Here is a 13,405-nt window from a genome sequence, read left to right as displayed (position 1 = left end):
TAGATTCTGTTGGCTGCGTCTCGTATATGTTGGCAGCGAAGGCAGCCGTAGCCCTCTTAAGCCCGAGGACTCGTTCCTCGGGCAAAATGGGTTTACCCGCGGAGTTTTCGGTAGCTCTCCAGGCACTTCTGGCTGGTCTCCAGTGACGGAAACCGGCTGCCTTCTTGCTCGATCAGGACATACTCGACCCCGCCCTTGCGCTCGGCGGCCTCCAGAAGGGGCTTCCAGGGGGTGTCGCCCTCGCCGAAGAGAACCTTGTAGCCCTCGGTCTTGCCCCAGTCCTTAAGGTGCATCGAGCGGATACGGCCGGGGTTCTCATTGACCCAGGCGATAGGATCGTAGCCTACTTCCACACACGTCCCCACATCGAACTGGAGTGTGACATCTTTGGGCGTGTTCTTGGCCAGAAACTGAATCGGGCGGAAGCCATCGGTCTCGCGGAACTCGGTCTGGTGGTTGTGGTAGCCGACACGCATCTTCAGCGGCTTGAGCGCTTGTGATGCCGCCGTCAGCTCATCGGCGAGCTTCTTCCAGTCGTCCTGGGTCTGGACGCGTCCGGGGCTCGCCGTGACAATGGTCTTGGAGCCGATAATCTGGTTGAGCTCGATCGCCTTTTTCAGGCCGTCGCCCGTGAGCGCGGAGCGGCTGTTGTGGGTCGAGAGGCACTTGATCTTGAGCTCATCCAAAAGCTTGCGGACGTCCTTGGCGTACTCCGGGGTCCAGCTCTGGTAGGGCGAGTAGAACTCCACGACCTCGTAGCCCTGCGCCGCGACCGCGCGCACCGTGCCCATCAGGTCCTTGGCGAGCAGATCGCGCACCGAGTAGAGCTCCAGCCCGACAGGGAGCTTCTTCTTCGCCTGAGCGGGCGGCGCGACCAGCGAGAGGGCGGTCGCCGCTGAGAGACCCAAAAACGACCGCCGTGTCTGTTTTGTCATTTCCATGCCTCGCATTATAGAGCATTTCCACGCCTTCGCCGCCCTTTAGGGAGCGAGCAGTTGGGCGAGGGAGAGATCGCTCCAATCGTCGCGGGACTCGGCGGCGGCGCGGGCAAAGAGCCAGAGTTGAAGGCGTGCAGGATCGAGGTCGGCGAGCTCGGCGAGGCGCTTGATGGTCGCATCCGGGTGGGCACGCAGCCGCTCGGTGCAGTTATGCAGGAGGTGCTGGGTGGCATCGTAGGTGCGGTCTCCCACAAACGGCTTGGGGTCGATCACCAGCCACGGCTCGCGCTGGGCCGCAAGAATATTGCTGGCGTGCAGGTCGGTGGCGAGCAAGACATCGTCGGCGCTCGGAAGCGTGAGCTCCTCAAAGAGCGCCAAGCCCGCGCGTACCAAGCCAGGGTCGGGCCAGCGTGCCTCGTCGGCGCGGGTCTCATCGCCCCAGAACGCCAGCATTTCCGAGAGCGGGCGGAAGGGGTGTGACGCGTCTGGTTTGCGCCAGAGCCGCTGGAGCATCCCGGTCAAAATCACATCTTGCTCGGGCTCGGGGAGGGTCTTGAGGAGCGTCCCCGGCTCACAGCGCTCCATCAGAAATGCCCCCGAGGCATCGTCGCCGTCCAGAATCCGCACGGTCGGCTCACCCGCCCAGAATCGCAGTCCGGCTAGCTCATCGCGGCCCTCCATCGCCGGTATCCCCAGCTTGAAGATCGCCGTGGAGCCATCGGCGCGCATCGCCGGCGCCACCCAAGAGCAGCTCACGTTCGGGCCGTCGAAGGGCTCTCCTAGGCTCACTTCCCAGCGAGCCTCTAGCGCACTCAAAACTTCGGGGAGCGCATCAAGCCACGCGATCCAAGCGGGGTTGTGCTGGCAGGTCGCGACCAGCCGCGTCGGGAGCGTTCGTTGCATGGCCCATTTTACCGGTTGGGAACCCCGCCCCGCTCCGTTGCCGTAAGTGCTAGGAGGAAGGCACAGAGAGATGCAAAAGCTTCAGGTTCGAAAAGAAGGTATTCAGCTAAGCAACGCGGCGGGGAGAGCGGGCTGGAAAAAGTCGTTTCTACCGGCGACCGTGATCGGAGCGGAGCTAGCCAGCGACCGCGTGTTTGTGACAGTCAGCGACGGGCTCATCTGCCTGGATGCGAAGCACGGAAGACAGCTCTGGCGCTTCCGGCTCCCCGACAGACACTCGCCTAGTAAGCAGGCAGTTCTCTCGGGAGAGCTCGCCTTTGTTTGTTTCTGGGCGAGTGGCGCCTACCTTCACTGCCGTACCAATGCCGTCGATAGCGCCACGGGAAAGCGTCTGTGGGATGTGGTCGGAGAGCTGAAACAGGTCACCAAGACCACCGTCGTCTTAGAGCGCCGCTTCCCCTATCCCGATCCCACGCCCCACGAGGAGATCAGCCAGGTCACCATCGATCGTCGCACCGGCAACGAGCAGCAGACGAAATCAGGCACCTCGCTCTAGCGTGCAGTCCTTGAGAAAGACCGAGCCCAGCTTGCCATCGACGATCCCTCGTACCTGGACGGTTGCGTAGCGGTCGAGCTTCTTCAGCGTGGCTCGAAGGGTGTCGCGGGCGCTCTCTGGGAAGGTGCAGATCACGCCCCCCACCGGGATATAGAACCCGTTCGATGTGTGCGGGACATGCAGAAACAGATCGGGCCTAGGTCGCTCCCCTCTCTTGGCAGCCTCCTTGTCGATCTCAACAGCGGAGTGCTCCCGCTCGACCCAGCCCGTCACGACAGCAGGCTTGCCACGTAGCAGCCGATCCGCCTCCTTGCCATCGGTCTCGTACAGGCCAAAGAGCGCCTCGGCGGTCAGGTGGTAGACGCCCTGGGAATCGGGGGCAGGCAGGACAAGCGACGCGGGCGGCGCGGTTTTGGAGCGACAGCCCGCGAGCCCCACGAGTGCCAGGACGAGACCGAGTATTTTTTTCATGGTTCGAGGCTATTTTAACCGATACCAAGGGTGATGAGCGATCTCCCTCCCTTTCCCACCCTGACCACCAAGCGCCTCGTCCTCCGGGAGCTCACCCGCGCGGATGCCGACGATGTCTTCGCCTTTCGGAGCGACCCAGTGGTGCAACAGTACGACGAATCCCCGATGACCTCGCGCGACGAAGCACTGGCCTTTATCGACGACATACGGGCGATTCGCCCCACACAGACCTTCTTGGGCTGGGGCGTTGCGCTGCGCGCGAGCAACCAGGTGATCGGCGTGGTGGCGCTCTGGGACTGGGATAGAGCCAAGCGTCAGGCAGAGCTGGGCTACGGGCTGGCAAAGGAGCACTGGGGCCAGGGGCTCGGGCAGGAGGCGGTTGGGGCTGTGGTGGAGTATGGGTTTGACTCTCTGGCACTTCACTGGGTCTACGCCACGACACGGACCGCCAATGTCCGCTCGATCCAGATGCTCGAGCGCCTCGGCTTCCAGCGCGAGAGCACCTGGCACCAGCACGACCTCGATGGCGCAGGGGGCCTCTTGGAGAGCACGCTCCTGGGTCGCCAACGTCCCACAAACGGGTAGACTAACCGGGATGAACACAACCACACTAGGCAAGACCGGCCTCACCGTGAGCCGTATGGGACTCGGCTGCGGGGGGCACAGCCGGCTGGGGCTGGCGACGGGCAAGGACGAAGCCAATGCGATCTCGGTGGTGCACAAGGCGCTAGAGCTGGGGATCAACTTTATCGACACCGCGGAGAGCTACAAGACCGAGACCGCCGTGGGGAAGGCGCTAGCACTGGCAAAGACCCCACGGGAGAGTGTCGTGCTCTCGACCAAGCTCTCCGCCCGCACCGACGACCACTTCACCACGCCTGCCGAGCTCAAGGCCCGCGCCGAGGGCTGTCTAGAGCGCCTCCAGACCGACTACCTGGATATTCTCCACCTCCATGGGGTCAAGGCCGACGAGTACGCCTACTGCCAGAGTGAGCTGGTCCCGGCGCTCTTGGAGCTGCGCGACGAAGGCAAGATTCGCTTTCTCGGGATCACGGAGGCGTTTGGCCCCGATCCACAGCACGCCATGCTCGGCCCCGCTGTCAACGCCGACAACTGCTGGGAGGTCGTGATGGTGGGCTTCAATATTCTCAACCAATCCGCGCGGGAGCGAGTCCTCACCGCGACACAGGCAAAGCAGATCGGAACCCTCTGCATGTTCGCGGTGCGCCGTGTCCTGAGCAACCCCGAGGCCCTTCACTCCCTCCTCGGAGAGCTCGTCGCCAGCGGCCAGCTTCCCAGCGAGGCCTTGACAATCCTCCCCCCAGGCGATGTGACAGAGCTTGCCTACCAGTTCTGCCGCGACGAGCCGGGGATCGATGTCGTACTCTCAGGGACGGGCAACCCCGCGCACCTCGAAGCCAACGCCCGCGCGCTCCTCGGGCCACCCATTCCCTCCGAGCTGCGCGAGCGGCTCCAGCACGTCTTTGCGGGTCTGGACAGTATCTCCGGGAACTAAGATCACGGTAGAATGACAGCAATGAACAGTGATTTTTCCGTGTCCTGGGAGCTCTCCCGTGGACGATTCGACCAAGAAGTGCTGAGCCTGACTCAGGAGCAGCTCAACTTTCGCCTCTACCCGGGCGCGCTGACCATCGGCGAGATGGCGATCCATGTCGCGGGTGTCGAGATCTGGTTCCTCAGCCAGCTCCATGGGACGCCGGTCCCCGACGCACTCACACGCATCGCGCAGTCCGCCACGGAGGGTGTCGTCAACGACAACCCCTTCCCGTTCGCCCCCGAAGAGCTCACCCCCGCCACGGTCAGCGAGGCACTCTCCACCGCCGCCGCGATGGTCAAGGACGTGATCTACGCGCCCTCCGACGAGCTCCTCCAGAAAGAGATCAAGAGCGCCCTTGGCCCGATCATCACAGGCCGCGGTGCCCTGGCACGCTTCGCCTTCCACCCCGGCTACCACCACGGCCAGGCCTACCAGATCAAGTGCGCCCCCGGCTTCCCCGCCTAGCGGTCCTCCCTGACACCCAAGATCGCCCTCGCTCGAAACCATAGAGCGAGGGCGATTCTGCACTATCCCCAAACGTGATCTATGCCTGTCCAACAAAAGCGAATCTCAGCTACCGATACCACCCCAGAGACCCAAAAAGTCGACCACAAGTCCATTGTCGCCTTCACTCTCTTGCAACTAGGAGGGATCTGGTGCTTTTTCCATATTGCAGGTCTGCGTCTTACAAAAGATCACGGTGCCCTGACGCCTTACATCCTGGCCTCCTCCCTCATCTCAGCGACCGGTGGCTTTGTTATCTTTCTTGCGGGCCTGCTGACTCTCTTGCGCCAGAGGCAAGTAGCGGCTTGGATGCTGACGCTTGCCGCTCTACTCCAGATTGTTACAGGGATACTTGCGGTTGCCAATCCCGTGTGGGCAGGGCACCCTTATTTTGCAGCTTGGTTAAATGCCGGGCTTTCCCTACTTTTCGCAACCGTCTTCTTGATTTTGGGCCGCTGGCTCCGATGGCAGGAGGACTCAGACCGTTGACAGCATCGTAGCGATTATCGGATGAGGGGGATTTTAAAGGCGCCGATCAGAATCGAACTGATGCATAAAGGTTTTGCAGACCTCTCCCTTACCACTTGGGCACGGCGCCATGTGCAGGGAAGTCTACCATGCCAAGCGCAGGCTGGCAAGACGGAGAGTGGAATTTCCCATAGTATTGCCTCTGGCATGGGTATTGCCTAAAGCGCTAATGTTATGCGTGATGCTCGAGAATTTAGTGCACGAACCGGTGAGGCGATGCGCTGGTTCATCTTCACCTTTGCCGTGCTCCTTCCGTGGATCTCCTTCGTGATGCTCGGCCCCTGGGTGACTATTGTCTGTGCCGTACTAAGCGTGGGCTTCTGGCTCTGGTGGGTCTATCCCCCGGTGGGGCTGAACCGGCAGCCCTTGACCTGGGTCTTTACCTTCGGCCTGATCATCCTCTGTGCGACCGCGCTGCTGCTCGCCGCCGAGGAGCTCCAGACCCCCTACCATGGGCCGTTCTAGTCGCCGTAGGCACGGGCAAGGAGCTCAACGGGATGCTGAATCTTAGGCGCTTGGGCACCGTCGGGGAGCCCTTGTTCGATCCAGGCGAGGCAGCCCGGGTTGCCGGTGAGGATGAGCTCCGCCCCTGTTGCGAGCAGATTCTCCACCTTCTTCTTCTGAAACTCCGCCGCCAGCGCAGGCTGTAGGTAGTTGTAGACCCCCGCGCTCCCGCAGCACTGGTCGGCATCGCGGCACTCCACGTACTCAATCCCCGGAATGCTCTTGAGGAGCGTGCGCGGTGCCTCGCCGATCTTCTGCCCGTGCTTGAGGTGGCAGGCATCGTGGTAGGTGATCTTGAGCGTGATCCAGCGGGTCATCTCCCGGGGGCCGATCTCCACCAGGTACTCGGTGACATCTTTTATCTTCGCCGCGAACGCCGCCGCCCGATCCGCCCACTGGGAATCGTCTTTGAGCAGGTGCCCGTAGTCCTTGAGAAACGAGCCACAGCCCGCAGAGTTGAGGATAATGGCATCGTAGTCGGTGTTCTCAAAGGCGGCGACCATCTTCTTGGCCAGCTCTTTGGCCCCTTCCAGCTTGCCCTGGTGGCCGTGGAGCGCACCACAGCAGCTCTGGTTCTGGGGGACATGGACATCGAGGCCATTGGCCGCCAGCAGGTTCGCGGTGGCTCTATGGACCGGGCTGTAGAGTACGCTCATCACGCAGCCGGTGAGCAGTGCTACTTTTCCCCGCTTCTCGCCCTTAGCCCGGATGAGCGCCGGGAGCGCCGCCGATGCCTTCTCCAGATCGTCGGGGAGCGGGAGCTGGGTGTCGGCGGGGAGGCCCACAAACTTCGACGCGAAGGCGGGGATCTTGCCACCTGTCAGCCGCCCCGCTTTGAGCGCGAGCTTCATCTTCTTGGGGTCGGTCAGGAGCATCAGGAGCCCCTCGCGCAAGACCCGCTCGCCGGTGGAGCGGGAGACCGTGTGCTCTTGCAGGTCCCGGAAGTGCTCTAGGAGGTGGCCGTAGGGCACTGCCGACGGGCACGCGGTCTCGCAGCCACGGCAGCCCAGGCAGCGGTCGAGGTGGTAGCCCACACCGCCCGGCTGGGTGGCCTCTTCACCGACCATGGGGAGCTTCCCCTCCAGCACATTGCGCATCAGAACGAGCCGCCCGCGCGGGCTATCGGCCTCGTCGCCAGTCTCACGATAGGTCGGGCAGGCGTCCAGGCAGAACCCACAGTGGACGCAGCTTAGCAGCCCTTTTTCAACATCTGCTTCCTTCATCTGGGGCTATTGTACCTCCCCACCCAACGATTCGGGAGAAGCGCGCTACATAATAGGCAAGATGCGAAAACCCGGCCCGCCGCCCCCCGATCCCCTCGCCTGCCTCTTCGAGCGCTTTGGCGGCGAGATTCTTGGCCTGCTGATCCGCCTCACCCACGGCGACCGCTCCGAGGCCGAGGACCTGACCCAGGAGACCTTTGTCGCCGCCTTCCAGGGTCAAGCGAAGTTCTCCGGGCGGGTTCCCGTACGCGCCTGGCTTGCTGGGATCGCGGTACGCCGCTGGCGAGACCGTCAGCGCCGGCCCCGGCCCAAGTCTGTCCCGCTCGCCCTCGACCCACCGTCGGAGGAGCGCACGGACCAGAGTGTCACCCAGCGCGTCGTTCTGGAGCAGGCGCTCGCCCAGCTCTCGGACTCCCAGCAGGCGGCGATCTTGCTGGTGCTGGTCCGTGGCCTGACCTACCGTGAGGCCGCCGACGCGCTGGGGGAGCCCGAGGGGACCATCAAGTGGCGCGTCTCCGAGGCGAGTAAGCGGCTCCGCACGATCCTAACCGAGTTTGATATAGAGGAGAAACCATGAAAAACTGCCCCGAAGACCGCCTCGTGTTGCTGGTAAACGGCCGCCTAGACGGCCTCGCCCGCTGGCGTACCGAGCGGCATGTCAAGACCTGCACCACCTGCCAGGCGAGTGTCAAAGAGCTGAAGACCCTCAGCCAAAGCCTGCTGTCGCTGACAACCGAAACTCCCGGTCTCGCGCTCACGCAACAGATTCCCACGCCGCGCCTCGTCCCGCAGAACACCACGATAAACCGGGCGCTCCGAGCCCTGCCCGTGGTCGGGATGGCGCTTGGCACGGTCTTGGCGCTTGGCCTCCATACTTTTGGCCAGACCTCCACCGCCAGCCAGTACCTCGCCTATAAGCTGCCCTCCCCCAGCATGAGCACCACGGAGATCCACGAAATGAGGGACCTTGGACCGGGTGGTGGGCACGGAAACCTGGACCGCGCGTCCATCGGACAGGAAGCCTGCAACCCTGTCGAACTGGTTGTCCAAGAGGGCGATCCCCAGCTTGCTGAAAAAGAGCTCGGCGAGTGGCGGGAGCGCATTCTGGAGTCAAAGGCCCTCAAGGAGAAGCAGTGCCTTGTCTGGCCGCTGACCCCCCCGAAAGTGGTGCCATCGTTTGCCCAGCAGAGTCTCTTTTACTTGCTCGGCCTTGGCATGCTGGTCGGCTTGCTCAGTGGCGCGGCCCTTGCCGGTTGCATCTGGCTGGCACGCACTGTCCCCGTGGCCTATGTTCTCCCGGTGATCGGTGCGCTTGTGGGGGGACTTATCGGGGGCTACTCCGACGCACAAAACCGTCCCCAAGTCCATACGCAGACCATTGGGGCAAGTGCTCACCTTCAGCTTACGTTGAGCGAACCACAGCGATTGAGTCGCAAAGATCAATCGGTGCTCTCCGAAACTCTCAATGCACTTCGACCTAAAGAAATGCTTTATATGGTTCATATAAACAGTTTCCATGGGATTGAGGACCAAAAATTTACGGATTCGAAGAATCAGTTTGATGCAGTTCTTAATAACAACGGCTACTTGACCTCAGAGAGCGCGAGTGTGTCGCTCCGTGCCTGGCAGGAGGCGATTTCAAAGGCGTTTCCACACGCAAAAGTAGTTCATGGATTCATCCACACTTCCAGGTATTCTCCTCCCACCGACATAACCCGGCGCATCCCGCAGTACCTGAGCTTTTCGCTCTACGGCCTCGCGATTGGTGGGATTCTGGTCGCGCTGATGTGGCTTGGAGGCATGATCCCCGGCGGCTTGGTGGGTTGTATCGTGGCGGGGGGAATGGTCGGGTTAGTTGCTGTCGGCGTCACAAAGGCACAAGAGCCCCATGCTACCGTCTTGGGAACAATGGGTATCCCCGGCTCACACTTGAGTAAGGAAACGGTGCAAACGCTAGCCAATGCAGCCTTGCCACGCGAGCTTGTGTACACGACGACTTCAAGCAATCTTATTAGCGTCAGTGGGAATTACTTACAAATTCTGACGCAGGCGAAGGAGAGGCGCGCCGCCATCACGCTGACGGAACGCTGGATGCAGAATATCGTGAACTCCCCTGCGCTCAAACTCCTGAACCTGAAGGCGGAGATCGCGCGACACCCCGACCAATCCATCGTCTTCTCGCACCAGACACACTGGACTGGGCTCCTCAGCCCAGTCTTTTTGGGGCTCGCGGTTGGGCTGTTTATGGGCCTGACACGGCGGCGCTAGCGTTCCGGATTCGCAACGCGCGGCGGAGTGTCTGGGCAGAGTTTGAGAGAAGGAGATCACACAAAATGCCCACGGTCGCCGTGTTTCGCGATGGCCTGCTCGCCCGCCGTCGCCCAGAGCTCTTGGAGCCCGAGGACGCCGAGAAGATGGCACAGGCGATGAACCGCTTGCCAACTATTTTAGAGGCCTGGGTGCAGGCCGTGCCCCGGAGCCGCCGCAAGCTGGTGTGCTGGCTACCCAGCAGCGCCCGCGCTCAGGCAGCGATGGAGCAGGCGCTTCAGAAGAACGAGGAGAAGAAGGCACACACCGAGGGAGCGGCGTTTATCTGGTCCGCGACCGTGTTTGGACCGAGTGTCCGCGCCTGCTACAACCCCAAGAGTGGCCGCGCCTACCTGGTCACCCACGACGGCGGCGAGCGCTTTCACTGCCAGTGCCCCCGCTACCAGAGCGCGGGAGTCTGCAAGCATGTGTGCGCCGCACGCCAGCTTAGTCGTCGGTGCGAGTGAACTCTGCCAGGGTCAGCCCCGGCGAGAGCAGGCTCTCCCGCGCCTCCGCGGCCTCTTCAAAGACCGCGGCGAGGAGCTCGTCCCAGGCGTAGTAGAGGCCCGAGATGTCCTCCAGGTTCGCCAGGAGCCGCCCCGTGGACTCGCTGCCGTCGGGGAGGTCGGCGAGGCCCTGCACATCGGCGATAAAGGTCGGGGCGTGGCGGATGGAGCCGGTCTCCGTGTCGGTGAGGACAAAGTGTCCCAGGCAGACCAGCCGCCCGACCGTGACCCCGGCCTCCTCAAACGCCTCACGCTCCGCCGCCTGCTCCGGGGTCTCGCCGGGCTCTAGCCGTCCGCTGGGGATGCACCAGCCGCGCCCGGGAATCTCCGCCAGCACCAGCTTGTCGCCGTAGAACGGAAAGACTAGCGCCGCGTGGGCCGGTGCCCCCTGCGACGGCCGGGGGACAAAGGTCGCGCGCTCGTGGCGCCAGGAAACGGTGGGAAAGCTCATTGGCCCTACTCTACCCCACCCTTGCGGCCACGGTAGCGGGCGTTGGGGCCTTCGAGCATCCGGCGGGCGTCGTCGGGGAGGTCGGGGTGGGCATGGGGGTCGTAGCTGGGGACACCCCAGGCGAGCTGCGGGGCGGTGTACTTGAGAAAGAGGGTCCGGCGCTGGTTATCGCTGTTCCAGGGAAGTGTCCCGTGGGTCAGTGCCTCGGTGAAGATCACGGCATCGCCCGCCTCACAGGGCACGGGGCGGACCACCTCCGCGAGACCGTCTGCCATGTTGACCCACTCCTGCGGCGTCCTGTAGTTGGACTTGTGGCTCCCCGGAATGCACGCAAAGCCACCGTCGCCAGGCCGGCAGTCCTTGAGCGCGTAGGCGACCACGGTCAGGCCATTGTGCATCCGCCCCTCCGAGAACCGATAGAACTGGCCGGCATCGAAGGGGGTTCCGCCGCCGTGGAGGGTCGCGCCAATTGGGCCAAGGCCGGGCTTGAGGATCACATCGAGATAGTCGTGGTCCAGGCGCGGACGAGGGCCGATGAGATCATGGAGATAGGGCACGATGCGCGGGTTGGCGATGGTCTCGCGTGTCTCCGTCCCCCACTCCAGCACCCGACCAAACCGATGGCTTGTCTTCTCGGTAGCGCTCTCCTCGACCAGCTTGGTGTCCACCAGGGCATTGAGGGCTGCGACGTGCTCGGGCGTCAGTGCCTGTTTGACGACAATAAATCCCCATAGATCGAAGAAATACTTCTCTTGCTCGTTCATGGGAGTATTTTACCCGTTAAGATCGCCCCGGTTGGAGCGGGGCGTCAACGAGCGCTTCGCGCTGCAAAGGCCTTCGGCCATAGACTCTCGAATGGGCGAAGCCCTTCCCAGCGGAGCCTGCGACGCTCGTTGACGCCTCCCTCCAACGGAGGCGATCTTAACGGGTAAAATGCTCCCATGAACAATCCGCTTGCGTTCTCCACCCTGGGCTGCCCAGCCTGGGACCTGGAGACACTCCTCCACAACGCTGTCGCATTCGGCTACGATGCCATCGAGCTCCGGGGCTATCTGGACAGCATGGACCTGCCCACTGCCGCTCCCTTTCTGCCCGAAAACCGCCACGAGACCGCGCGCCGCTTCACCGAGGCCGGCCTGAGTGTCTGCTGCGTGTCGTCGTCGGGGGTCGTGGCGCAGGGGAACCTCGATCATGTCAAGAGCCACTGCGAGCTGGCGCAGGCGCTGGGGAGCCCACTGGTGCGCATCTTTGGGGGCCGCCCGGAGAGCCGCGAGCTGGCAATTACCAACCTGCGTGCGTTCGGCGACGCCGCCCAAGACGCCGGTGTGGCGCTGGTGCTGGAGACCCACGACGACTTCTCCACGGGAGAGACCGTGGCCGCGCTTCTTTCTGAGGCGGCGCACCCGGCGGTCTTCTCCCTCTGGGACCTGCACCACCCGTTCCGGCAGGGCGAGCCCGCCAGCGAGACCCACCGCCTGCTGGCCCCGACCCTGCGGCATATCCACATCAAAGACGGCATCGCGGGCCAGGGCTACACGCTCCTAGGCGACGGTGACGTACCGGTCTTCCCGATGCTAGAGCTGGCGCTGGACGCGGGCTACACCGGGGCGATCTCGCTGGAGTGGGAGAAGCGCTGGCACCCGGAGATCGCGGACCCGGAGATTGCGTTTCCGCAGTACTCCAAAGGCGTCCGTGAGTGGCTGGCCGCCCGATGATTAAGCCCGTCCTGCAAGACGATGCCTTTCTCGCGGATGTCGAGGCGGCAACCAAGAGCCAGCCAGACACTCTCCATGTCTGGTGGCTTGGGCAGAGCGGCTACCTGGTCGCCTACAACGGCACGCGCCTCCTGCTCGATCCCTACCTCTCGGACTCTCTCACCGAGAAGTACGCCGCGACGGACAAGCCCCACACGCGCATGACAGAGCGCGTGGTCGCGCCAGAGCGCCTGACGGGAATCACCGCCGTTACCAGTAGCCACAACCACACCGACCACTTGGATGCGCAGACTCTCCTGCCGCTCTTTGCCAGCAACCCGAGCACGCGGCTCGTTGTCCCCGCCGAGAATCTCCCGTTTGCCACGAATCGCCTCGGCGAGAGCGCTCCCGTGGTCGGGCTGGCGATTGGTACGAGCACGACCGTCGGCGATATCCGCCTCACCGCCGTCCCTGCCGCACACGAAGAGCTCCTCCCCTGCTATGCGGGCTTTATCGTCCAGCTTGGTCCCTGGACTCTCTACCACAGCGGCGACACGATTCCCTACGATGGCATGGAGGCGCTTCTGCGGCCCTACAAGGTCGATATTGCTTTTCTCCCGATCAATGGCCGCCTCCCCGAGCGCCGCGTCTCCGGCAACCTCTGGGGCGACGAGGCGGCGCGGCTCGCTAAGGCAATCGGGGCCAAGTGCGCGATCCCCGGCCACTACGAGCTCTTCGCCTTCAACACCGAGTCACCCGAGCGGTTCATCCAGACCAGTGAGGCAATCGGCCAGCCCTACACGGTGCTTAGGGCCGGTGAGCGCGAGAGCTTTGCGGCCCCCTGACCCCCACAAGTGGGGGCTAGGGGGCAAGGTGATAGAATAGCCGCTGGAGTGGGACGGGTGGTCGCAGGGGGCGTGAGCTTCCTGAGGAAAGTCCGGGCTTCATAGGGCAGGGTGCAGGCTAACGGCCTGGCGGGGTGACCCGACGGAAAGTGCAACAGAAAGATACCGCCTGCCCCCCCCCAGCCCCCGCTCGCGGGGGAGTTTGGGAGGGGGCGGCAAGGGTGAAATGGTGTGGTAAGAGCGCACCGGCGGTGCGGTGACGTACCGGCCCGGCAAACCCCACTCGAAGCAAGGTCAAGGGAGGTGCTGACGCGGCTCGCCGAGCCTCCCGGTAGACCGCATGAGGCGCACGGTAACGGGCGTCCCAGAGAGATGACCACACAAACACAGAACCCGGCTTATAGGCCCACTCTCAAA

The 13,405-nt window shown here is 63.3% G+C and carries 17 protein-coding genes, 1 tRNA gene and 1 other RNA gene; 12 read left to right on the top strand and 7 right to left on the bottom strand.

Going from position 1 to position 13,405, the window contains the following annotated elements; genetic code table 11:
* Positions 1-92 precede the first annotated feature (92 nt).
* Complete coding sequence (locus HNQ39_RS27040) at positions 93-941, bottom strand: sugar phosphate isomerase/epimerase family protein (RefSeq protein WP_221290382.1); 849 nt, start codon at positions 939-941, stop codon at positions 93-95.
* A gap of 39 nt (positions 942-980) precedes the next feature.
* A complete protein-coding gene (locus HNQ39_RS27035; protein ID WP_184203714.1) occupies positions 981-1,841 on the bottom strand; it encodes an aminoglycoside phosphotransferase family protein in 861 nt (286 codons plus the stop codon).
* 70 nt (positions 1,842-1,911) lie between these two features.
* Here HNQ39_RS27035 and HNQ39_RS27030 point away from each other — a divergent pair, with 70 nt between their 5' ends.
* Positions 1,912-2,397, top strand: coding sequence for an outer membrane protein assembly factor BamB family protein (locus HNQ39_RS27030; RefSeq protein ID WP_184203713.1), 486 nt, complete (start codon positions 1,912-1,914; stop codon positions 2,395-2,397).
* Here HNQ39_RS27030 and HNQ39_RS27025 read toward each other — a convergent pair.
* Positions 2,380-2,868, bottom strand: coding sequence for a hypothetical protein (locus HNQ39_RS27025; protein WP_184203712.1), 489 nt, complete (start codon positions 2,866-2,868; stop codon positions 2,380-2,382). The genes HNQ39_RS27030 and HNQ39_RS27025 overlap by 18 nt on opposite strands.
* A 33-nt stretch (positions 2,869-2,901) precedes the next feature.
* Here HNQ39_RS27025 and HNQ39_RS27020 point away from each other — a divergent pair, with 33 nt between their 5' ends.
* The 4 genes from HNQ39_RS27020 to HNQ39_RS27005 all read left to right on the top strand — a co-directional run bounded on the left by HNQ39_RS27020 (position 2,902) and on the right by HNQ39_RS27005 (position 5,419).
* A complete protein-coding gene (locus HNQ39_RS27020; RefSeq protein ID WP_184203711.1) occupies positions 2,902-3,453 on the top strand; it encodes a GNAT family N-acetyltransferase in 552 nt (183 codons plus the stop codon).
* A gap of 10 nt (positions 3,454-3,463) precedes the next feature.
* A complete protein-coding gene (locus tag HNQ39_RS27015) occupies positions 3,464-4,384 on the top strand; it encodes an aldo/keto reductase (protein WP_184203710.1) in 921 nt (306 codons plus the stop codon).
* A gap of 21 nt (positions 4,385-4,405) precedes the next feature.
* Entirely contained in the window at positions 4,406-4,891 is a 486-nt protein-coding gene (locus tag HNQ39_RS27010; protein ID WP_184203709.1) for a DinB family protein, read from the top strand.
* Positions 4,892-4,972: 81 nt separating this feature from the next.
* Complete coding sequence (locus HNQ39_RS27005) at positions 4,973-5,419, top strand: hypothetical protein (RefSeq protein ID WP_184203708.1); 447 nt, start codon at positions 4,973-4,975, stop codon at positions 5,417-5,419.
* Between the two features lie 37 nt (positions 5,420-5,456).
* On the opposite strand, the gene HNQ39_RS27000 is transcribed toward HNQ39_RS27005, so the two are convergent.
* Positions 5,457-5,528, bottom strand: a tRNA-Cys gene (locus tag HNQ39_RS27000).
* Positions 5,529-5,632: 104 nt separating this feature from the next.
* Between HNQ39_RS27000 and HNQ39_RS26995 the strand changes: the two genes are divergently transcribed.
* Positions 5,633-5,923: a hypothetical protein gene (locus tag HNQ39_RS26995; RefSeq protein ID WP_184203707.1), complete on the top strand. Its 291-nt coding sequence runs from the start codon at positions 5,633-5,635 to the stop codon at positions 5,921-5,923.
* Here HNQ39_RS26995 and HNQ39_RS26990 read toward each other — a convergent pair.
* Positions 5,920-7,185 carry a (Fe-S)-binding protein gene (locus HNQ39_RS26990; RefSeq protein WP_184203706.1) on the bottom strand — a complete coding sequence of 422 codons (1,266 nt, stop codon included), beginning with the start codon at positions 7,183-7,185 and terminating at the stop codon, positions 5,920-5,922. The genes HNQ39_RS26995 and HNQ39_RS26990 overlap by 4 nt on opposite strands.
* A gap of 61 nt (positions 7,186-7,246) precedes the next feature.
* Here HNQ39_RS26990 and HNQ39_RS26985 point away from each other — a divergent pair, with 61 nt between their 5' ends.
* The 3 genes from HNQ39_RS26985 to HNQ39_RS26975 all read left to right on the top strand — a co-directional run bounded on the left by HNQ39_RS26985 (position 7,247) and on the right by HNQ39_RS26975 (position 9,959).
* The gene (locus tag HNQ39_RS26985) at positions 7,247-7,762 is read left to right on the top strand and encodes an RNA polymerase sigma factor (protein ID WP_184203705.1); all 516 of its coding nucleotides are present in this window, start codon (positions 7,247-7,249) and stop codon (positions 7,760-7,762) included.
* Entirely contained in the window at positions 7,759-9,453 is a 1,695-nt protein-coding gene (locus tag HNQ39_RS26980; RefSeq protein WP_184203704.1) for an anti-sigma factor, read from the top strand. Before HNQ39_RS26985 ends, HNQ39_RS26980 begins: the two co-directional genes overlap by 4 nt.
* 65 nt (positions 9,454-9,518) lie before the next feature.
* Complete coding sequence (locus HNQ39_RS26975) at positions 9,519-9,959, top strand: hypothetical protein (RefSeq protein ID WP_184203703.1); 441 nt, start codon at positions 9,519-9,521, stop codon at positions 9,957-9,959.
* On the opposite strand, the gene HNQ39_RS26970 is transcribed toward HNQ39_RS26975, so the two are convergent.
* The gene (locus HNQ39_RS26970; protein ID WP_184203702.1) at positions 9,940-10,449 is read right to left on the bottom strand and encodes an NUDIX domain-containing protein; all 510 of its coding nucleotides are present in this window, start codon (positions 10,447-10,449) and stop codon (positions 9,940-9,942) included. The two genes, HNQ39_RS26975 and HNQ39_RS26970, sit on opposite strands and share 20 nt — an antisense overlap.
* A 5-nt stretch (positions 10,450-10,454) precedes the next feature.
* On the bottom strand, positions 10,455-11,213 hold the full coding sequence (locus HNQ39_RS26965) for a phytanoyl-CoA dioxygenase family protein (protein ID WP_184203701.1): 759 nt from the start codon (positions 11,211-11,213) through the stop codon (positions 10,455-10,457).
* A 177-nt stretch (positions 11,214-11,390) separates the two neighbouring features.
* Here HNQ39_RS26965 and HNQ39_RS26960 point away from each other — a divergent pair, with 177 nt between their 5' ends.
* The 3 genes from HNQ39_RS26960 to rnpB all read left to right on the top strand — a co-directional run bounded on the left by HNQ39_RS26960 (position 11,391) and on the right by rnpB (position 13,405).
* Positions 11,391-12,164: a sugar phosphate isomerase/epimerase family protein gene (locus HNQ39_RS26960; RefSeq protein WP_184203700.1), complete on the top strand. Its 774-nt coding sequence runs from the start codon at positions 11,391-11,393 to the stop codon at positions 12,162-12,164.
* Positions 12,161-12,988: an MBL fold metallo-hydrolase gene (locus HNQ39_RS26955; RefSeq protein ID WP_184203699.1), complete on the top strand. Its 828-nt coding sequence runs from the start codon at positions 12,161-12,163 to the stop codon at positions 12,986-12,988. Before HNQ39_RS26960 ends, HNQ39_RS26955 begins: the two co-directional genes overlap by 4 nt.
* A gap of 45 nt (positions 12,989-13,033) precedes the next feature.
* Positions 13,034-13,405: RNase P RNA component class A (rnpB, locus tag HNQ39_RS26950), an RNA gene on the top strand.

Source organism: Armatimonas rosea, from assembly GCF_014202505.1.
In the GTDB taxonomy this organism is placed as follows: Bacteria; Armatimonadota; Armatimonadia; order Armatimonadales; family Armatimonadaceae; genus Armatimonas; species Armatimonas rosea.
This window is presented reverse-complemented; position numbering and strand designations above follow the sequence as displayed.